A 20,705-nucleotide genomic window follows, 5' to 3' on the forward strand; every position below is an offset into this window, starting at 1 on the left:
TTACATTAATTGCTGCGGCTTAATTTCAATATTAGCTGTATCGGTGCTTACCCATACTTCACCATCTTGTACGGTAATAGTGAGTTTTATATTTCGATCAACTAAATCGGCTAATGCTTGAGTAGCTGCATAATCGAGGCTAAAAATGCTTAAGTTTTTAAATTCGTATAACTTAGGCTGATGCTTTTGCCACCAAATTGTTTGATTATTTTCGCCGTAAGTATAAAGCACCACTTTTTTAGATTTATTGCAGGCTTTTTTGAGACGTTTTTCATCCGGCAGCCCAAGCTCAATCCACAGCTCTATTTCTTCACTGTAGTTTACATGCCAAAGCTCAGGTTCATCATCAGCACTTAGCCCTTTAGTAAATTCTAAACCATCACAACTATTTAGCGCAAAAGCGAGTAAGCGAATCATCAAGCGTTGTTCTGTTTCTGAGGGGTGCTGCGCCAAGGTTAAATTAAAATCTTGGTACACGTAACGATCCATATCGCTTAGCGATAATTGCGCTTTAATAATGGTAGATTTAAGAGCCATAATGTCTAATCTGAAAAAATTTGCGCCAGTATAGCGCAATTAAATGAATTGCCAGTTAAAATAGCGTCAAATTATATGTTAGGAGTTAAAAATGGCTATCCAGTGGTTCCCTGGGCACATGAATAAAGCCCGAAATGAAATTAAAGAAATAATGCCACAAATGGATGTGATCATTGAAGTGCTAGATGCACGCATTCCTTATAGTAGCGAAAATCCAATGGTGACAACTTTGCGCGAAGGCAAACCGGTCATCAAAATATTAAATAAGGCTGATTTAGCCGATCCTAAAATGACCCAAGCGTGGAAAGATTACTTTGAGCAAGAAAGTGGCGTTAAAGCCATTGCTTTTGGGCATGATAAAGCTGCTGAAGTACACCGTATTAACGAGCTGTGTAAAAAGCTAGTGCCGCAAAAAGTAGGTGCTGATAAGCAGATTAAAGCCATGATAATGGGTATTCCAAACGTCGGTAAATCTACATTAATTAATGTATTAGTTGGGCGCATAGTGGCAAAAACAGGTAATGAGCCTGCAGTTACTAAAGCGCAGCAACGCATTAAGCTTGAAGATGGCATTATGCTTTACGACACACCAGGAATGCTTTGGCCTAAAGTAGAGAACGAAAATTCGGGTTATCGTTTAGGTGCCACTGGTGCAATACGCGACACAGCGCTGGAATACGAAGAAGTAGCAAGTTACACCGCTGAGTATTTACTACGTGCATACCCAGAGCTTTTAAAAGCACGCTATAAAATTGCCGAACTGCCAGAAAGTGACTGGGAATTTGTAGAAATGGCCGGTAAAAAGCGTGGCTGTATTCGGGGTGGTAATCAAATAGACACGTACAAAATGTCTGAAATACTAATTAACGAACTTCGTGACGGCATTATTGGCCGCATCACCATGGAAACCCCCGCTATGCGTGAAGAAGAAGAAATTATGGTAGCAGGATTACGAGCCGCAGCAGAAGCTAAAAAAGCAGCTAAAGAAGAAGAGAAAAAACAGCGCCGTGCACGCGCCCGAAAAAACCGCCGTTAATGGGAAATTTATGTGAGTAAGCAACTCACTAAATTACAGACATAAAAAAAGCCCGAAAGGGCTTTTTTAGTTTCATATCTACCGTCACCGATATGAGCAATGTAGCAAGTAAAATAGTAGGGCGGTTACTTATCATCAACATCAAGGGGCGTTGCGGTTCATAACAAGTAACCATAGCTGTTTACGTGCGCCACACGTTGTTTCAGGGTCGAGAAACAAATCAGTTCATTCCTTAACAAGGGGTATGCATTCCGTCTTGTTGATATTGATTATCAGTTAGATTTAATTATCTGTCAACATCTAAATGCAAATAGTTCCTATTATCTTTGTGTTTACTTTATAAGCTAATGTTAAATATAAAAATAATATAAATTGAAACTGCCTAATAATTTAATAAAGCGCTGGTTTGCCCTACCTAATAGCAATTTATTTTTAAAGTTAATAGTGAGATTTTGAATTTTGTGGATTGAACTTTGTTTAATCCAAGAAAGGTTATAGCGGCGCGAGGTTTGTAATCTAGTGGTCGCTACAACTGCGCTTACGTTACTCTACTGACTCACATTTATGTAAGAAGCAATAAAAATTGAGCAACGCTCTCGTCCTTACCTACATCTATGCAGGTAACAGAGAGTTAATTATCTCTATAAAGAACCTAAAGGGCAGTGCATGTTTGATGTTTATGCTGCGTTATCGCCTATTTAAGGGGAATAACCATCCCATAAGATCTGCCTGTTAGCATGGCGTTGTGCTGTTGAAAGGTAGTACATGCATTATTTAAATAATATTTGTGTGTGGATATAAAAAGACCCTCTGCAATTGGTATATCCAACTACAGAGGGTCGCTTTATTTACGGTATATTTTTAAACTAATTTATATTATTGGTTATTAGCGTAATAGGCGTTTTCACCACTAACGTTTGTTTTTAACAAATCATTTTTTCTTTGTAACTCTCTAAGAATAACTATTCGTTTAGCTGGAATATTGAGATTGTTTAAGCGAGGAAAGCTATGCTGAGGAATTTGCAATGCTTTGTCCCACTTGCTAATAATAATATCGTAAGAGTCTCGGAGTTTAGGACCTGTTACATCAGTAATATCATAGTTATCGATGGTAAAAATAGCCGTTTTTTTATTTTTTAACTTATTGAGCAAATCGTTATCTGCATACAAACTCAGGTGAACAAGTAAATCATTATTAAAGTCATTAAAATATGCTTTTTTATCTTTATACATGGTCGATACATTAAGAAGCTTACTGCTGTAATTAGTTCCTCTATTTGAATTAATAAACTCTTGAGCGTTGTCAATTAACGAAGGCATTAAGTTATTAGCTGTATATGCCTGAGTTCTAATATTTGGTGAACCGATATAACCTTTGTATAAGCCATACATAACAAGGGGGTTATTCTTATTTAATGGCATTAATATTTTGTATTCGATGTCATCTAAACTCAGTGCTTGACCATTATATGTAAATTGCTTTTTATAAAAGAAGCTACTTTTATCAGCCACGGCATAAGATAAACTGTTCGTGTTTTTTGGATAGCGCTGAGCTAATTCGTTTATTACTGTTACATTATGTAGATTCAGCCAAAATGCAGTTTGTTCTTCATTACTTAATTTACTAAGTTGGTTATTTTGTAAATAACTAAGAAGGTTACTTTTTATAGCTGCAATTGACTTTGTCAATTCTGGATGATCAATAAATTGCTCATAATAAAAGCGGTTTGCTTCTGCATCAGTTGCTCGGTTACTTCCTAAATTAGGACCTTGCTCATTTTCATCATAGGAAATATACGATCTATCTGAACGAGCTAATTCAAGAACAGAGGCTTCTAAAATAGTATTGTATTGAGAGTAGTCAACTGCAAAATTAGCAGTTGCTTGATTCTTACTGTTTAAAGAATTTGTTGTATTATCGTTTTCAGCAAAACACGGGGCTGACAGCAGCGTACTTAGTATTAAAGATTTAGCTATTAACTTGATCATATTATTTCCCTCGATGATTATATCCAATATCATTTACAATTGTTTTTTTTGTGAGCAAATCAATAGTATGTATTGAATTAAATTTAGTCAAGATATGGCATTTTATTAGCCATTTTTCTTAGATTAATTTGCTTTAAAGTACTTTATCTTGGTTATCAAAGCCCCTTACAATAAGTAAAAAAATCACTGCAGTCAGTTTTTACTTATTGTGAAAGCTTATTGTTATTTGAGTATTCAGTACTAAGATTTTTTCTATTTAGGGATGTTTAATCGCTGCACGAGGTTTGTAATCAGGTAGGCTCAGTAGGTCCTTCCCTAAACGTACAAACAATCTTTAGTGCTTTTAAAAATGCTTTTTATCCGTCACTTACAAGTTATGATCGCACTGCATATGCGTTGTTTAGCCAGAATCACACATAACTGAAGATACAACTTTATTGTATGTTTTCTATTCCATTGAGTTTGAGTAAAAATTAAGACTAAGTTGGTGACATTAAGGGCGGGCTAGGTAAATGCTATTTTACTTACGGGGTTTTAAATAATTACGTTTTTATTAGGCTAGGTACTACTGTAGGTATATTAACTTTTGTTTTAATCTTTATAAAAGTAATGGCTAAAGTCTAAGAACTATAAAATAAAAATTAAGTTATTTAATGAGTTATATAATATTTCAGAGTGTTCATACTGAGTTTACTTGACCCTTTTAAAAAAATTATTGAATTGATTGCATTTTAAGCGACTTGTATGGTGATGTTCGCTTGAAGTAATGCTATACTCCCGCCGAATAATTTATCGACTTTATTAAGAGTAAAATAATGGCAGATTTATCGAAGTACAGAAACATTGGTATTTTCGCGCACGTTGATGCGGGTAAAACCACTACTACTGAGCGTATCCTGAAGCTTACAGGTACTATCCATAAAACAGGTGAGGTTCATGATGGTGAATCTACTACTGACTTCATGGATCAAGAAGCTGAGCGCGGTATTACTATCCAGTCTGCGGCAGTAAGCTGTTTCTGGAAAGATCACCGTTTCAACGTTATCGATACTCCTGGACACGTTGACTTCACAGTTGAAGTTTACCGTTCACTTAAAGTATTAGACGGCGGTGTTGGTGTATTCTGTGGTTCTGGTGGTGTTGAGCCACAATCAGAAACTAACTGGCGTTACGCTAACGAATCAGAAGTTGCACGTATTATCTTCGTAAACAAATTAGACCGTATGGGTGCTGATTTTTACCGTGTAACTGAGCAAGTACGTAAAGTACTTGGTGCTGTACCACTAGTTATGACTTTACCAATCGGTATTGAAGATGACTTCGTTGGTGTTGTAGACGTTCTTACTAAAAAAGCATACGTTTGGGATGACACTGGTCTTCCAGAAAACTACGAAATCACAGACGTTCCTGCAGATATGGTAGAAAAAACTGAAGAATACCATGAAATGCTTATCGAAACTGCTGTAGAGCAAGACGATGACCTAATGGAAGCGTACATGGAAGGTGAAGTACCTTCTTTAGAAGATATCAAGCGTTGTATCCGTAAAGGTACTCGTGACCTTGCGTTCTTTCCAACGTTCTGTGGTTCTGCATTTAAAAACAAGGGTGTTCAACTAGTACTTGACGCTGTTGTTGATTACTTACCATCTCCTACAGAAGTTGACCCTCAACCTCTTATGGATGAAGAAGGTAACGAAACTGGCGACCATGCAATCGTATCTGCTGATGAAACATTTAAAGCATTAGCATTTAAAATCATGGATGACCGTTTTGGTGCATTAACATTCGTACGTATTTACTCAGGTAAACTTAACAAGGGTGATACTATCCTTAACTCGTTTACTGGTAAAACAGAGCGTGTTGGCCGTATGGTTGAGATGCAAGCTGACGAACGTAAAGAGTTAACTAGCGCACAAGCTGGTGACATCATTGCAATCGTAGGCATGAAAAACGTACAAACTGGTCACACTCTATGTGATCCGAAAGACAAAGTAACTCTTGAGCCAATGGTATTCCCAACTCCAGTAATCTCGATTGCTGTACAGCCTAAAGATAAAGGCGGTAATGAGAAAATGGGTGTTGCTATCGGTAAAATGGTTGCAGAAGATCCATCTTTCCAAGTTGAGACTGATGAAGATTCAGGCGAAACTATCCTTAAAGGTATGGGTGAGCTTCACTTAGATATCAAAGTAGATATCCTTAAGCGTACTTACGGTGTAGACCTTATCGTTGGTCAACCACAGGTTGCTTACCGTGAAACTATCACTCGTGAAATCGAAGATAGCTACACGCATAAGAAACAATCTGGTGGTTCTGGTCAGTTCGGTAAAATTGATTACCGCATCAAGCCAGGCGAAGTGGGTTCAGGCTTCACGTTCACATCATCAGTTGTTGGTGGTAACGTACCTAAAGAATTCTGGCCTGCAGTTGAGAAAGGCTTTAAATCAATGATGCAAGAAGGTGTGCTAGCTGGCTTCCCTGTACTTGACGTTGAAGTAGAACTTTTCGACGGTGGCTTCCACGCCGTGGATTCATCTGCAATCGCATTCGAAATCGCTGCTAAAGGCGCTTTCCGTCAATCGATCCCTAAAGCGGGCGCACAACTTCTTGAGCCAATCATGAAAGTTGACGTGTTCACGCCAGAAGATCACGTTGGTGACGTAATCGGTGACCTTAACCGTCGTCGTGGTATGCTAAGCGACCAAGAAGCTGGTTTAACTGGCGTTCGCATTAAAGCTGACGTACCGTTATCAGAAATGTTCGGTTACATCGGTTCACTACGCACTATGACATCAGGTCGTGGTCAGTTCTCTATGGAGTTCTCACACTATGCACCTTGTCCAGCTAACGTATCTGAAACGGTAATCGCTGCAGAAAAAGAGAAAAAAGCGGCTAAGTAATTAGCGCTTTAATTCTTTAAAAAAACCCGCACATATTGCGGGTTTTTTATTGCCTATAATTTATAGAGTTAAAGTAAAGACACAGTAAATCATTGCTACATACCCTATGTAAGTGCCTGTGTACTTATTCAATAACATACTTTATTAGAGCCGTTCTCTAATTAAAAAAACGGTTATTTCGATTCGGCTAAATTTTAGGTAATAAAAAGGAGCAATTCATTGCTCCTTTTTTGTTAGTTACTGATGACTATCGATTTAGCGCTAATTGAACTTTTTAATTGCTTTAGCTTTTAGCGCTTTCATCTTTAGCTTGCGAGGCTTACTAAAGCTTTGAATAGGCATCGTGACCATATGCTCTTGAGGAAGAGCAGGTGTGGTTTGTGGGTATAAACCTTCCTCTGGTACAGAAATCTCTTTTAAGTGTGTTTTAAGTGCCTCTAGAGTTGTGTCGTTATCGACTTCACTAGGACAAATAAATATTCCCATTTTTCTTAATTGTACACCTAGTTTAATGCTGCTTGTGTAGCGAATAATTGGAGCCCCTAAAATCAAACCAAGTAAAATAGGGGATAACCACCAAAAGAATACAGGCGTGAAGTAATAGGCAACGCTACCCCAGGCTATGGCTACCAAGGTTGAAAATAATGTGTAACCAAACGCTTCTTTCCACGGAACCATTCGTCCTTCGCGAGGTTGCGCATCCCATTTTACTTTCTTACCTAAAAATACACATAGTACAAAATAAGCATGAAAGACCATCATTAATGGTGCAACAACAATTGCAAATACGGTTTCGATAATTGAACCCAGTATAAGTTTAATTGAGCCTCCAAAGCGTTTGTTCCTGTGGATCAGAGTAACAATGACGCCCATTAATTTAGGCATTAACAAAATAACAATGGTTAAGTAAAGTAACGAATCAATTAGATCTGTTTTAGCTATTTGCCAAGTTGGGAATAACTGATAAACGCGGTTAAAGTAAACATCACTGTTTAGCGCACGAGTAACAGCATCTATAGTGCTAAGTGCAAGCATTGAAAGCCAAATTAATGACGAGATATACGCTGTTGCACCTAATAAAAAATGCAGTTTGCTCATGAGTTTTAATTTTGATGAAGATAATAAGGCTAAGTGCTGAATATTACCCTGTACCCAACGTCTGTCGCGTACAGCATAGTCTAGAATATTACTAGGTACTTCTTCATAACTACCTTCAATTTCAGATAACAGTAGTACATCCCAACCAGCACTATGAAGTAACGAAGCTTCAACAAAGTCATGGCTTAAAATTTCGCCGCCAAAAGGTGCATTACCTTTAAGCGTTGGTAAACCACAACAGGTAATAAACGCCTCGACTCTTATAATTGCGTTATGACCCCAATAGTTGGCTTTATCTGTTTGCCAAAATGCAGATCCAGTGGCGAGCATTGGGCTATAAAGCACTGAAGCAAATTGTAAAAAACGACCAAAAAAGGTGTCTTGGCGTACAGGAATAGGGATTGTTTGAATCAAACCGGCTTGTGGGTTATTAAGCATGCTAGTTGTTAGCTCTAACATACATTTACCCGTCATTACGCTATCGGCATCAAGTACAATCATGTGATCGTACTGGCTACCCCAGCGTTCACAAAAGTCGGTAAGATTACCTACTTTACGGTGTTTGTTGTCTTCACGGCGACGATAAAATACATGTTTGGCAGTATCACCAAGACGTTCACATAATGCATGCCACGCACTTAACTCATTTTTGGCTATTTCTGAGTCTTGTGTGTCACTTAGTAAATAAAAATCAAAATTATCAAGCTGACCCGTTTCTTTTAAAGATTGTAAGCTTACTTCAAAGCCCGCAATAACTCGGTGAGTATCTTCGTTATAAATAGGCATAACTACAGCCGTTTTTTGCTTAGCAAGGGCTGCATTATCAAACTCAATAGGTTTAATACGTTTTAATGTGAGTGGGTCGATACGCAACAATTGCAGCACAAAACCAATGGTTCCACTACAAAAAGCCGTTACAATCCATGCAAAGGTAATAGAGAATAAAACCAAAAGGGCATATTCAAGCAAAGTCATGCCGTTTGAGCTCAAAATCTCAAACATAATTGATATGCCGTACCCAGATGTGCCCAAGGCAGCAATGGCAAACAGCCATACTCTTAATGTTTTGAATGGCATGGGTGTGCCTTTTCCTTTATTACTTGATGTCATTTGGGTACCAAACATAACTCCATACCTCGCTAATTTCTTTGTCACGTAGTTTTAACGATAAACGCATATCAACAGGTTGATCGTCCTGTGGTGCAATTTTAAAGGCTACACGCCATCCTTGTGAATTTGGCAGTTTTTGCACATTTACATCGGTTACTTCGCCCGTTGTAAGTTGAATGTCTGCATCTAGTTTTAACTGCTCAGAAAGGTGATTTATATCTGAGCCTGTAAAGTCCACGGTAAACTGGCGGTGACTTGGTGGCGGCGGATTATCTTCACCTGGCAAGGCTGCACTGCCAATTCTGGTTCTTAGTACGCGTGCTTTTTTGTGCTGAGTTAAAAAAGCATTAAAGGTAGTCATTTTGTAGCTTAGCTTTAACGAGTCACCTGCCTTCATTGGCTTTTCAGGTACCCAGTAACTTACAATATTGTCGTTAGTTTCTGTATCGGTTGGTATTTCTACTAGCTCTACACGGCCATTTCCCCATTCACCTTTTGGTTCAATCCATAGGCTAGGGCGGTTATGATAATGCGCTTCTGTATCAAGGTAATTATTAAATTCACGGTCACGCTGCGCTAAACCAAAACCTTTTGGATTATTGTAAGAGAACGATGTAACACTCAACTGAGAAGGATTGTTAAGTGGGCGCCATACCCATTTATTATCAGCTGATTGAGTTAATAAGCCGTCTGAGTCATGAACTTCAGGGCGGTAATCATCAAAGAACTTAGTGCTGTTTTCACCGTGATAAAACATACTTGTTAGCGGTGCCACGCCCAGCTTTTTAATATCCTTACGGGCAAAAATTTGCATATCAACATCAACAAGCATATTTGTTGTCGGGTCTACGTTAAACTTATACGCACCAGAAACTGACGGGCTATCTAGCAGAGCAAAAATAGTAATATTAGTTTGTTCAGGTTTTGGTTTAGCTAGCCAAAACTCTTTAAACACTGGAAATTCTTCTCCCGAGTTTTCAGCGGTATCTATAGCTAAGCCACGGGCAGATAAACCATACACTTGATTTGGCCCAACAACCCTAAAATATGATGCTCCTTGAAATACCATTACTTCGTCTTTGTATTCATTAGTATTCAATGGGAAATGTACACGAAAGCCTGCATGACCTAACTGAGTGCCAGCAACACTTTTTGCTATTTCTTCTTGTAAAGGGGCTGCTGTCCCATCGTATTGGTAAAAATCGGTGCTAAAAGGTAAGCGGCTACGGTTAGAGTCGCCATCAACAGTATTTATAGTAACGGGTGTTTTATATAAAAACCCAGGGTGGAAGAGTTGCAATTCGTATAGGCCTTCATCTTTCCAAACTGACTTATCTTTTTTAAATCGAATTGAACGATAATCTTGATAATCAATATTATTTAGCGCTTCAAGTTCAATGTTTTTAGGCGCTATGTACTCTTCGCTTGCTAACTTTTTAGCACGAGCGCTGATTACATCAAATAAACTGCTTTGTGGTATGGCAACGTCGCCGGTTGCAGCAATTGCTTGATTGCTATTGCCCCAAGTAGAAAAAATAATAAGTAGACCCAGTAATGGCGCTGACTTTTTTGGCCATTGTGGCAGTTTTTGGGTTAATTGTTTCATTCTTATTCCTTAATAAAAACACACTTATTTTTACGTATTAGGGTAAATATTGATTTTTGTTATAGATTGTAAATATCGGCTTACCAATTACAGCAAAATGTGAGCCTGTTTAAAAAATTAATTATTCAATAAGTAGCTGATTTTAAAGTATAAGCACAGATTAAATTGAGTGAATTTGCTCTGGTTTATAAGAGTACAGATTACTTATTAGGGCATTTATAGACAATATGTACATATTACGAGGGCTTTAATGAAGCTTATCTGAATTACATTTGTATAAAACGAAAAAAGCCGCTTAATAAAGCGGCTTTTATTGTTAACTAGGTGCGTTATTTCTTTTTCAATCTGCGTAACACAGATAGCGGTGCTAAAAGAAGCGTTAACCAAAGTAGTGAGCCTGAGTCATCATCATTTTGCACTTCATTGATATTGATTACTACAGAAGTGGGCTCTGAAACATTGTTAGCGCTATCTGTTGCTTGTATTGACAGTGTAATTGTATTCTCGACACTGTAATCAAGCTCTGAGGCCACAATTAGCTGTCCTTGTTCATTGATTGAAATTTTATCACTTCCTGTCAACGTAAAACCAATAACAGGAGAAACATCTGCGTTAGGATCGCTGAAAGCCAGCTGTCCAATCACGGTATCAAGTGAGGTACCTTCATCAATTGCGAAAACCTGATCCGGAGTGATAACAGGTGTTTGCTCTTCTGGTGTTAGCAAAACCTCAGACTTAATATCGATGATCACCGGGTCGTGATCAGAGGCACGGTAAGGGCCTTCGGCGTAAAGTGTAGATTGTTGGCCGTCGCTCTTAAACTCAACGTTGTAATCAAGCACGATAGGTTCATCTGCATTAATGTGCCAATCAGTCGCCGCGACTACTTTACTTAGTAGTGACTCACTTGCCAATGCATGATCGAGACTACCTGCACGGCCTGAGAAACTATAAGAATAACCCAGCGTATTGCCATCAAGTTCAGCGACTATATTTTTGTAGCCTTTTTCATCGAACTTGCGGATTGGATCTTCCATTGCGTAAGCATTCATATCACCCACAAGAATAATATCTTCATCGTCTACACCCGTTGGTTTACCATCAAGCCAGCTACTAAATGCCGTTGCAGCTTCTGTACGAATTTCATTCCAACAGCCTTGGCCATCACCTAGGTCGTCGTTATTGTCATCGCCACAGCTACCTTTAGATTTAAGGTGCGCAACAGAAACCGTAAACACTTCATCGGTAGAGAGTGATTTAAAGCTTTGTGCAATAGGAGCACGGTTGCTGTAATCAAATGGATAATCAGTAGTGATTGCCGCTGTGCCTACCTCTTCTACTTTATCTGCGCGGTAAATAAGGGCAGTGGTAATTGCATCAGTACCAATTTGGCTTACATTAAAATCAACATAGGCGTAGTTGTTAGCGGTATCTGCTTCGTTTAATGCATTTACTAAACTTGCAATAGCGCTAAACTCACCGAAGCCATCGTTTTCAATTTCCATTAGGCCAACAACATCTGCCTGCATGGCACTAATTGCACTTACAATTTTTGCTTCTTGACGTACAAATTCTTCTTCTGAGTCAGCACCACGACTAGTAGGAAAATCACCGCCTTGTCCGTCACCATTAAAGTAGTTAAGTACGTTAAAGCTGGCGATTCGTAAATCGGCTTCTTCACTTTGCTCTGGCGCATCTTCACGCGCATTCGTTGCTATAAACTGTGGTGTAACCGTTGGGTGGATGCGATACGTGCTAAAGCTGTATGCAATTACGCCTGTTACTGCATTTACAGTATCACCAGTACGTAGTGTATTTTCTGCAGATAAACCTGCTGCTGGGTAAGCTGATAACTCCGAGTTTTGAGCTGTAGAGCCATCATCTAATAAGATTTTTTTAGTTAAGTTAGCCGCTTCAACAGCATTTGCTGCATCGCCTGGCAATGCAACTTGTGTACCTTGGTACAAACGCTCAGTGGCAAGTTCAACTTCTCCGTAGCGACCTAAACCATAGTTGTCAGTAACAACCAATGTTTGATCTAGGCTTACCAACATTCCTTCATAGGCTTCTAGGTCTGCCTGGCTTTCTAAAGGTAAGCTTACAGTGGTTGCAGAAGCTACTTCACCAGTACCACATATAGCAATTTGAGTTACATCTGCTAGCTGTGTTGAGTCGAAGTATTCATCAACAGTACCCTGTACGCGTACGTAGTTACCTACATCAACGTCGGTATCGGTAGAGTATACGAATAGGCCTTCCGAGGTCACTGGATCGCTATCTACGTCTGCAGCTAGTGATGTAATAAAGAAACCATCTAAGCCATCTTCACCTTGAAAATCAGCCGTTACAATACCTTCAATTTCAACCATGGTATCGACTAGTGGGCTTGCATCGCCTGCGCCTTGTACTGCACTAATTAGGGTTTTATCTGCACCACAAACAAGGGGTTCTAGTGGTTCTGGTTCAGGGTCTGGCTCAGGGGCCGTGCCACCGTCACCAGCGTGCGAACCTAATCCATCAAAAGTGTCTATATCAAACTGTTCCCATTCATCGCTAGGATCAAATGCGCCGGTCGAGTCAGTTCGGCCCGTTGTAACACTATTTTTTCTGCGCAATGTTTTGTTAACTGTCGCTACACCGCCTTCAGACCACTCAGAGCCCGGATCAACACCCACTTGACCAAAACTATCAACAATCACACCGTCTTTAGTTAAAACAAGGGCATCATCACCGTTGAAATAAGTGGCTGTGCTAGTTGCATCTGCAATATCAAGAATTGCAGCTGCTGCACTAGGGTTTGAGATAATATAGGTGGTATTAGCACCTAATGTACCTGTTAAATCAATTGAGTTACCAACCGAGCTACTACCATTTGAGTAGAGTCCTAAATTATAACCTTCAAGAGAAATTTCAGTGTCAGCATTATTATAAAGCTCAATTGCCTTGTTGTTACTGCTTCCCTCTATATATTCTGAAATGATTAGATCAGCAGATGCTGGCGCACTGAGGCTTGCTATTACAAGTGCTAATGGTGTTATTTTTGTTTTAAACATTTTTAATTATTCCCGTGTATCAATCCCAAAATGGGACAACAGTGTAGAGAATATAAATGATAAAAATAACACAAAAGTGTTAATGATTGTTAATGGATGTAAATGAAAAGGCGCAGAACGCCCTTCTTAAAAATATTTACTTATTAGATAGGTACAATGCGGCTTGTTTTGCAAAATAGGTTAAAATACCATCAGCGCCAGCGCGTTTAAAAGCAAGTAAAGACTCCATTATGGTGGCTTCTTCCGCTAACCAACCGTTATCGATTGCAGCTTTATGCATTGCATATTCCCCACTTACCTGATAAGCAAAAGTAGGTACACCAAACTCACATTTTACACGGCGTACCACATCCAGATATGGCATACCTGGCTTAACCATCACCATATCTGCGCCCTCTTGTAAATCAAGAGCCACTTCACGAATCGCTTCATCTGAGTTAGCTGGATCCATTTGATAGGTTTTCTTATCGGCACCTTTTAAATTACCTGCTGAACCAACGGCATCTCTAAAAGGACCGTAATAGCTTGATGCATACTTAGCCGAGTACGCCATTATACGAGTATGAATGTGACCATCCGCTTCAAGAGCCTCACGAATAGCGCCAATACGACCGTCCATCATGTCCGAAGGAGCAACTACGTCTGCGCCAGCTTGCGCGTGTGAAAGTGCCTGCTTAACCAAAATTTCGGTTGTTACATCATTTATTACATACCCTGTATCATCAATAATGCCGTCTTGACCATGGGTGGTAAATGGGTCAAGTGCTACATCAGTAATTACACCTAGTTCAGGAAAGGCTTCTTTTAGTGCACGGACAGTTCGCTGTGCAAGCCCATCATCGTTATAAGCCTCTTCAGCAAAAAGAGATTTTTTATCAGAAGGTGTTACCGGGAAAATAGCTATGGCAGGCACGCCTAATTCAACAAGTTCTTTCGCTTCGTCTAAAAGTAAATCAATAGATAAGCGCTCAATACCCGGCATTGATTCAATAGCTTCACGGCGGTTTTTACCTTCGAGCACAAATACGGGAAATATAAGGTCGTTTACAGATAGTTGATTTTCAGCCATTAATCGGCGAGAAAAGTCACTACGGCGCATTCTACGCATGCGGGTATATGGGAAAAGGTCGAGTCCTGATTGGGCCATAATCTATGCTCCTACTGTGGTATTGGAAAACTAATTACTTGGTTACGACCGTGTTGTTTTGCGTAATAAAGTGCTTTATCGGCGTTATGAGTAAAAAGCTCAGGGTTGTTTATATCATCTATAACGGCGGTGTATGTCCCCGCACTTACGGTAGTATTAATAAATGTGCCAGCCACATTTATTTGGTTGATTTCAATTGCTTTACGTATTTTTTCAGCAATATCAAGTACGCCATTATGGGCAGTATTTGGTAACAAAATCACAAACTCTTCACCACCATAGCGTGCAACATCATCAAGGGGGCGCTTTAAATGTTGTTTAATTGTATCAGCAACTGCGCGAATAACTTGATCACCAGTTAAATGTCCGTAATTATCGTTGATGCTTTTAAATCTATCTATATCAAGCATAATTATACTTAATGGCGTTTGTTCACGTCGTGAGCGACGAAGTTCCATAATGAGTTTTTTATCAAAAAAGCGGCGGTTTTTTACACCTGTAAGCGCATCCTCCATATTAAGCTGCTCGAGCTCATGATTTTTATCTTCAAGCTCGCGAAGTGTAACCTGCAGCTCAAAAGTACGCTCATCAACTTGCGATTCAAGCTCTTTTTGCGCTTGTTCTTGTAGCATTAAACGCTCTTTTAGAAGTGTATCTTGGGCGGCATTTTCAGCAATTAGGGTTTGCTGTGTAATTACTTGCTCATCGCGCTCTAATATAAACTGCTTCAAAACGCCAAAGCATAAACAGAATGTACTGCTAAAAAAGCAAATAAATATAAACGCTAAGCTACTTATACTCAGCGGGTACAACCCAAAAACAACAATAATTAGGTAAGCAAGAGCGAGTAAAAAGAATATCAGGGCAACGGTTAACGCTTGTACTGGTTTTGATGGTGTATGGTGCATGTACATTATTGTTGTAGCGAGATAATAGCAAATAACAATAGGTGTAGCTGTTAAGCAAAAAATAGTCAGTAGTGCGTTAGGCAGGGCCCAAGTAAATAGTAAGGTCACTGCAAATATACTCGTTATTATGTTTTGCCCTTTAACAAGTTTAGATGTTTTTATTTCACATATTTGATTTTGAAGTGGTAAAAACACAAGTGTTGTAAGCATGAGTAATACAGGGATCATAAACTGCTGTGCAGCAGGCGTGTTAGGGTGAAAGTAACGCACCCCAAAACCGCACAAATACGCTAGTAACACGCCTAAAATGAGAGTGATTACACCAGCGTAAGCAAAGTATAACTTGCGCGAAAAACCATATAAAACTAAGCAGCTGATAGCAAGTGAAAACAAAAAGCCTATGAGTAGTCCATAAATCAAATTAAGTTTTGATTTATGGACAAGGTATGCGTCTTGTTGCCAAAGTGTAATAGGCACACGTAATCCTGCAGAATTACTTACTTTTATAATTATAGTACTCACACTGTTTGCGGGTAGTGTTAGCTTTGCTAGTAGAGATTCGCTCTTAAGCGTTCGCTGTGAAAGCGCAAATGCATCGCCAAGCTGAGTATGCGATAGTAATTTGGAGTTGTAAAAGTGATAAATCTGTACTTCATTTAAAAGCGGGTTATCTAAAGAAAGCAAAGAAGAGGTATTCACTGTTAACGTATTTTTAATTGTAAATGCTAGCCATACAGGGCGCTGCTCAAAACCTAAGTTTAGAGGCTCATTAGTTATTGCTCGCCAATTAGACTTATTATTTATATAGGCATCTTGTGCAGAGGTAGGTGAGAAAGAATAACTTAATGTATCTACTTTTACAGATTTAAAGTTTTTAGTTACAACAGGATTAGCAAAAGAGCAAAAAGAACAAAGAAGCAATAACAGGCCTAAAAATACCTTTGCGTGCGTCATTAACGATTCTCTAAACCAAAAACATGGTAAAAGTTTTTTGTCGTTTGATCTGCAACTTCGCTTTCATCAATTTGATAAAGCTGAGCAATTGTTTGGCAAATATAAGGCAGTAACGCGGGCTCATTTTTACGTGATTTCGGTTTTGGCTTTACTGTTCGTGGAATTAAAAAAGGTGAATCTGTTTCTATTAACAGTCGTTCTAAAGGAATACTTGGAACTAATTTTTGCAGTTCTTGACCGCGCCTTTCATCACACACCCAGCCGGTTATGCCAATATAAAGGCCCAACTCTAAATAGTTTTTTAATGCGTGTGTATTACCTGTAAAGCAATGAAGAACACCGCGTACGTTATATTCTCGCAAAATATTTAGCATGTCTTCACTTGCATCGCGTTCATGCAAATATACTGGTAAATCTAGCTTTTCAGCCAAAGCGAGTTGGCGTTTAAAAACGTCACGTTGCACATCACGAGGTGAAAAATCACGGTTATAATCCAGCCCACATTCACCAATAGCTATAACCTGATTGTTATTTGCAAGCGTGGTTAATTGCTCTTCTAATTCACTCGTCGCCAATTTAGCATCATGTGGATGAATACCTGCTGTTGCATATTGGTTGTACTTAATCGCTAGCTCTAACGATTGTTGGCTGCTTGCGATATCACAACCTATAATGAGCATTTTTGAAACGCCCGCAGCATCTGCGCGGGCAATTACGTCATCATGAACTTGATCAAATTGATGATTAGTTAAATTAACACCTGCATCAATTAAGGTATTAGTCATTACTGAGTGCGCTTCACACGAATAGAGCGGTTTTGACCCTCTTTACGTAGTAGGAATGAATTAAATACACCTCGGCTAATAGTCACGGTATCTGTTTCTTTCAAGCGCATGCTATCAGAGCCGATTTGGCGCCATTGTTGATTATTATCTAATGTAATTATTAGCTCGCCATAAGCTGCTTTCTCTACAGATGTAACAACTGCCTTTACCTGCGTATCTTTTTCTTCATCTGCTTCTTTATGCTCTAGACCAAAGTCATCAGTTTTTGCTGCTGATGTTGCAACTGCTGCAACGGGAGCGCTTACGTTAGGCGTTATATTAGCAACTGGTTTTGGCGGAGTAAGTGTTTTTTTCTCGCTTGGTTTTGTTAGTGGTTTGCCTGCAACCGTGTTGTCGTAGCAAAGTAAGCGATTAAAATCATTTTCAATAAAGCTACATGCTTGCAATGCTTGAACGTTAATTTCTTGTGCTGCAAATGTGGGCGCGCTTATTAAAACCAGTAGTGAGAGTAGTTGCTTTTTCATTTTATTCCTCAGATTCTTGTTGTTCTTTAACTGTATAAAATTTCGCTAAAATTAGCCCTAGCTCAAATAAAAGCAGCATGGGAAGTGCTAATAAAGTCTGTGATAATACATCGGGTGGCGTTAAAAACATAGCCACAACAAATACACCAACCACAATGTAAGGGCGCTTTTCTTTTAAGCTTTTAGTTGTTGTTGCACCGCTCCAACATAGCAGCATAATAGCTACAGGTATTTCGAACGCTACACCAAAAGCAAAAAACAGCTTAAGTACAAAGCCCAAATAGCTGCTTATATCCGGTGCAAGTGTCATCATTTCGGGGCCGGCACTTGTAAAAAACCCCAATATAATTGGCAACACTACAAAGTAACAAAATGCGATACCACCATAAAACAGCAAAATACTTGAAGCCAAAATAGGCATCAGCATTTTCTTTTCATGCTGGTAGAGCCCTGGCGCTATAAACCCCCAAATTTGATGCAATATCCACGGTATAGAGGCGAATAAAGCCACAAATAACGTTAATTTGAAGGGGGCAAAAAAGGGTGCAGTTACATCGGTTGCAATCATAGTTGCAGTACTTGGTAAATGTGAAACCAAAGGTGCAGCCACAAATGCATATATATCGTTTGCAAAATATACTAGCGCAATAAATATCACTAAAATACTAAGCAGTGATTTAATAAGCCGATCACGTAGCTCAATTAAATGCGCTACAAATCCCGATTTAACTTCCTCAGCCATTATTTTTTATACCATGTAGTAAGTTGACCACAAAGTGAGAAATAAATTTCACTTTTTTTCATCACGTTCGTTGTTGTTTGGTGCATCAGGTTGGTTTTTTTTGTAGCTGTGGGTAACAGATTTAGCTGCTTTTTGTAGCTCTGTTAATGAGTTTTGTAGCTCTGGGCTTAAATCTTTTAGCTCTTGTTGTTCTGCTTTTTTTAGGTTTTCATGAAGTTCATGAACGCGCAGCTCTTCGCTTACTTCGGCTTTAACTGAATTAGCCATCGACTTAGCTGTTTTGATCCATTTACTCACTGTTCTTATAGCAACCGGTAAACGCTCAGGACCCAGTACCACTAAGCCAACAATAAAAATAACAACAAGTTCCCACATTCCCATTCTAATTAAGCCTTATCGTTTTCTTTGGCTTTTTCAGTGGTGGTAGTATCGTGAACTGTACTTTTCTCTGATTGCTGAATTTGCTCTGATTTTTCTTGCTCGGTTGTCGTATCGTCCGACATTGCTTTTTTAAAGCCTTTAACAGCACCGCCAATATCACCACCCATACCACGTAATTTTTTCGTGCCGAAGATTAAAACAATAATTGCCAAAACAATTAATAACTGCCAAATGCTAATACCACCAAGACCCATGTTTTTCTCCAATAAATAAACGATTAAATACGTATTTTAAAAATTAATTATACGCCCAATAGCACAAATAGCACTTTGTTTATGAGCTACGCCATGCTGCTATAAAGCTTATTGTTGATAAGCTAATAGCAATACCCGCAACGATAAAATCATGTTGCAAGTAACAAAGCGTTGCCATAACCATAGTCGCACCACCAAATACACTCAATATTAAAGGTTTATGAGAACCCTTTTGCTCTTGAGGGTAAACCTGAGGTGTGCGCTTTAAATTTTGATAAATTAAATCAGGCAGCTCTGGCATTTTTTCAGCCCAGAACGGCAAGTTAGCATACATTTGTTTCAGTACTGATAATGGGCCTACTTGTTGTTTTACCCATTCTTCTAAAAATGGTTTAGCCGTTTTCCATAAGTCGAGCTGTGGGTATAACTGTCGGCCTAGCCCTTCAACATAAAGTAATGTTTTTTGCAGTAATACCAGTTGCGGCTGTACCTGCATATTAAAACGTCTTGCTGTATTAAATAAATTAATTAGTACATGGCCAAATGAAATTTCAGCCAGTGGCTTATTAAAAATAGGTTCGCACACGGTACGTATTGCAAATTCAAACTCTTCGATGCTGGTATCGGGTGGTACCCAGCCAGAGTCAACATGAAGCTGTGCAACTTGACGGTAATCGCGATTAAAAAAGGCAATAAAATTTTCAGCGAGGTAGCGCTTATCTTCTTTGTTTAGCGTGCCAACAATGCCACAGTCGATACCAATATACATCGGGTTTTCAGGGTGTTCGCGAGAAACAAATATATTGCCTGGGTGCATATCTGCATGAAAAAAACTGTCTCTAAATACTTGTGTAAAAAATACCTCTACACCGCGCTCAGCTAGCAATTTCATGTTCGTGTTTTGCGCAATTAATGATTCGGTATCCGATACTGGTATCCCGTAAATACGCTCCATTACGAGCACATTGCTTCGGCTATAATCACTATAAACTGCAGGTATATATAATGATTCTGAGCCTTCAAAATTACGCTTTAATTGAATGCCATTGGCCCCTTCGCGCATTAAGTCGAGTTCATCGAGTAGTGTTTTTTTGTATTCTTTTACTACTTCAACAGGGCGAAGACGCTTAGCTTCGTTAAGTATTTTAGCCAGTACTTTAGCGAGCTTTTCCATTAGCGCTAAATCGGCATTAATTTGTTCGTGAATATTGGGTCTAATTACTTTTATTACTACATCTTGCTCAATGTTTTGAGTATCAATCAATTTCGCTGTGTGCACTTGCGCAATAGAAGCTGATGCGAGTGGTGTTTGTGAAAACTCACTAAATAGCTCGCTTATATCGTTAATTTCGAGTGCTTTTTCTATTATTTGTTGTGCAAGCTCACCTTCAAATGGCTCAACTTGGTCTTGTAAAAAAGCAAGCTCTAGTGCGATATCGTGTGGGAGTAGATCACGGCGAGTAGAGAGCATCTGGCCAAACTTAATCCACACAGGGCCAAGCTCTTGTAATGCTAAGCGTAGGCGTAAACCAGCTGGTTTTTCCTTATGTTGGTTACGTAACCAAAACAAACTACCTCGCGCTACTTTACCAAACCAAGGGATTTTGTGTTTAGGTACTAACTCGTCTAATCCATAGCTAAGTAGTGTTTTAGTGATGTAATACAAACGTGCAGTCGACAC

15 protein-coding genes are annotated in these 20,705 nt (G+C 39.1%); 2 read left to right on the plus strand and 13 right to left on the minus strand.

What is annotated here, in order from left to right; genetic code table 11:
* Complete coding sequence (locus J8L73_RS15810) at nucleotides 1-537, minus strand: YaeQ family protein (protein ID WP_211018488.1); 537 nt, start codon at nucleotides 535-537, stop codon at nucleotides 1-3.
* 91 nt (nucleotides 538-628) lie between these two features.
* Between J8L73_RS15810 and ylqF the strand changes: the two genes are divergently transcribed.
* A complete protein-coding gene (ylqF, locus tag J8L73_RS15815; RefSeq protein WP_211018490.1) occupies nucleotides 629-1,573 on the plus strand; it encodes a ribosome biogenesis GTPase YlqF in 945 nt (314 codons plus the stop codon).
* An 876-nt stretch (nucleotides 1,574-2,449) separates the two neighbouring features.
* Here ylqF and J8L73_RS15820 read toward each other — a convergent pair.
* A complete protein-coding gene (locus J8L73_RS15820; protein WP_211018492.1) occupies nucleotides 2,450-3,562 on the minus strand; it encodes a DUF547 domain-containing protein in 1,113 nt (370 codons plus the stop codon).
* Nucleotides 3,563-4,377: 815 nt separating this feature from the next.
* Between J8L73_RS15820 and fusA the strand changes: the two genes are divergently transcribed.
* Entirely contained in the window at nucleotides 4,378-6,462 is a 2,085-nt protein-coding gene (fusA, locus tag J8L73_RS15825) for an elongation factor G (protein WP_211001552.1), read from the plus strand.
* 261 nt (nucleotides 6,463-6,723) lie between these two features.
* On the opposite strand, the gene mdoH is transcribed toward fusA, so the two are convergent.
* From mdoH to ubiB, 11 genes are all read right to left on the minus strand, one after another.
* Nucleotides 6,724-8,685 carry a glucans biosynthesis glucosyltransferase MdoH gene (gene mdoH / locus J8L73_RS15830; RefSeq protein ID WP_211018493.1) on the minus strand — a complete coding sequence of 654 codons (1,962 nt, stop codon included), beginning with the start codon at nucleotides 8,683-8,685 and terminating at the stop codon, nucleotides 6,724-6,726.
* Nucleotides 8,657-10,276, minus strand: coding sequence for a glucan biosynthesis protein G (locus J8L73_RS15835; RefSeq protein ID WP_211018494.1), 1,620 nt, complete (start codon nucleotides 10,274-10,276; stop codon nucleotides 8,657-8,659). Before J8L73_RS15835 ends, mdoH begins: the two co-directional genes overlap by 29 nt.
* A 329-nt stretch (nucleotides 10,277-10,605) precedes the next feature.
* Complete coding sequence (locus J8L73_RS15840; protein ID WP_211018495.1) at nucleotides 10,606-13,329, minus strand: ExeM/NucH family extracellular endonuclease; 2,724 nt, start codon at nucleotides 13,327-13,329, stop codon at nucleotides 10,606-10,608.
* A gap of 136 nt (nucleotides 13,330-13,465) precedes the next feature.
* Nucleotides 13,466-14,476, minus strand: a complete 1,011-nt coding sequence (gene hemB / locus J8L73_RS15845; protein ID WP_211018496.1) for a porphobilinogen synthase — start codon at nucleotides 14,474-14,476, stop codon at nucleotides 13,466-13,468.
* 11 nt (nucleotides 14,477-14,487) lie between these two features.
* Nucleotides 14,488-16,338: a diguanylate cyclase gene (locus J8L73_RS15850; protein ID WP_211018497.1), complete on the minus strand. Its 1,851-nt coding sequence runs from the start codon at nucleotides 16,336-16,338 to the stop codon at nucleotides 14,488-14,490.
* A complete protein-coding gene (locus J8L73_RS15855; protein WP_211018498.1) occupies nucleotides 16,338-17,123 on the minus strand; it encodes a TatD family hydrolase in 786 nt (261 codons plus the stop codon). The genes J8L73_RS15850 and J8L73_RS15855 overlap by 1 nt, the downstream gene beginning before the upstream one ends.
* Nucleotides 17,123-17,647, minus strand: a complete 525-nt coding sequence (locus tag J8L73_RS15860) for a hypothetical protein (RefSeq protein ID WP_211018499.1) — start codon at nucleotides 17,645-17,647, stop codon at nucleotides 17,123-17,125. Before J8L73_RS15860 ends, J8L73_RS15855 begins: the two co-directional genes overlap by 1 nt.
* A 1-nt stretch (nucleotide 17,648) precedes the next feature.
* Nucleotides 17,649-18,389 (minus strand): twin-arginine translocase subunit TatC, encoded by a 741-nt coding sequence (tatC, locus tag J8L73_RS15865; protein ID WP_211018500.1) that lies wholly within the window; start codon nucleotides 18,387-18,389, stop codon nucleotides 17,649-17,651.
* Between the two features lie 48 nt (nucleotides 18,390-18,437).
* Complete coding sequence (gene tatB, locus J8L73_RS15870; RefSeq protein ID WP_211018501.1) at nucleotides 18,438-18,770, minus strand: Sec-independent protein translocase protein TatB; 333 nt, start codon at nucleotides 18,768-18,770, stop codon at nucleotides 18,438-18,440.
* 5 nt (nucleotides 18,771-18,775) lie between these two features.
* The gene (tatA, locus tag J8L73_RS15875) at nucleotides 18,776-19,024 is read right to left on the minus strand and encodes a Sec-independent protein translocase subunit TatA (protein WP_211018502.1); all 249 of its coding nucleotides are present in this window, start codon (nucleotides 19,022-19,024) and stop codon (nucleotides 18,776-18,778) included.
* A 79-nt stretch (nucleotides 19,025-19,103) separates the two neighbouring features.
* A complete protein-coding gene (gene ubiB, locus J8L73_RS15880) occupies nucleotides 19,104-20,705 on the minus strand; it encodes a ubiquinone biosynthesis regulatory protein kinase UbiB (RefSeq protein ID WP_211018513.1) in 1,602 nt (533 codons plus the stop codon).

It is taken from the genome of Pseudoalteromonas sp. MMG006, from assembly GCF_018101025.1.
Classification (GTDB): Bacteria; Pseudomonadota; Gammaproteobacteria; order Enterobacterales; family Alteromonadaceae; genus Pseudoalteromonas.

Bases quoted from the DNA above. Each gene is read 5' to 3' on its own strand.
- J8L73_RS15810 (WP_211018488.1), bottom strand. From the start codon at position 537: ATGGCTCTTAAATCTACCATTATTAAAGCGCAATTATCGCTAAGCGAT.
- ylqF (WP_211018490.1), top strand. From the start codon at position 629: ATGGCTATCCAGTGGTTCCCTGGGCACATGAATAAAGCCCGAAATGAA.
- J8L73_RS15820 (WP_211018492.1), bottom strand. From the start codon at position 3,562: ATGATCAAGTTAATAGCTAAATCTTTAATACTAAGTACGCTGCTGTCA.
- fusA (WP_211001552.1), top strand. From the start codon at position 4,378: ATGGCAGATTTATCGAAGTACAGAAACATTGGTATTTTCGCGCACGTT.
- mdoH (WP_211018493.1), bottom strand. From the start codon at position 8,685: ATGTTTGGTACCCAAATGACATCAAGTAATAAAGGAAAAGGCACACCC.
- J8L73_RS15835 (WP_211018494.1), bottom strand. From the start codon at position 10,276: ATGAAACAATTAACCCAAAAACTGCCACAATGGCCAAAAAAGTCAGCG.
- J8L73_RS15840 (WP_211018495.1), bottom strand. From the start codon at position 13,329: ATGTTTAAAACAAAAATAACACCATTAGCACTTGTAATAGCAAGCCTC.
- hemB (WP_211018496.1), bottom strand. From the start codon at position 14,476: ATGGCCCAATCAGGACTCGACCTTTTCCCATATACCCGCATGCGTAGA.
- J8L73_RS15850 (WP_211018497.1), bottom strand. From the start codon at position 16,338: ATGACGCACGCAAAGGTATTTTTAGGCCTGTTATTGCTTCTTTGTTCT.
- J8L73_RS15855 (WP_211018498.1), bottom strand. From the start codon at position 17,123: ATGACTAATACCTTAATTGATGCAGGTGTTAATTTAACTAATCATCAA.
- J8L73_RS15860 (WP_211018499.1), bottom strand. From the start codon at position 17,647: ATGAAAAAGCAACTACTCTCACTACTGGTTTTAATAAGCGCGCCCACA.
- tatC (WP_211018500.1), bottom strand. From the start codon at position 18,389: ATGGCTGAGGAAGTTAAATCGGGATTTGTAGCGCATTTAATTGAGCTA.
- tatB (WP_211018501.1), bottom strand. From the start codon at position 18,770: ATGGGAATGTGGGAACTTGTTGTTATTTTTATTGTTGGCTTAGTGGTA.
- tatA (WP_211018502.1), bottom strand. From the start codon at position 19,024: ATGGGTCTTGGTGGTATTAGCATTTGGCAGTTATTAATTGTTTTGGCA.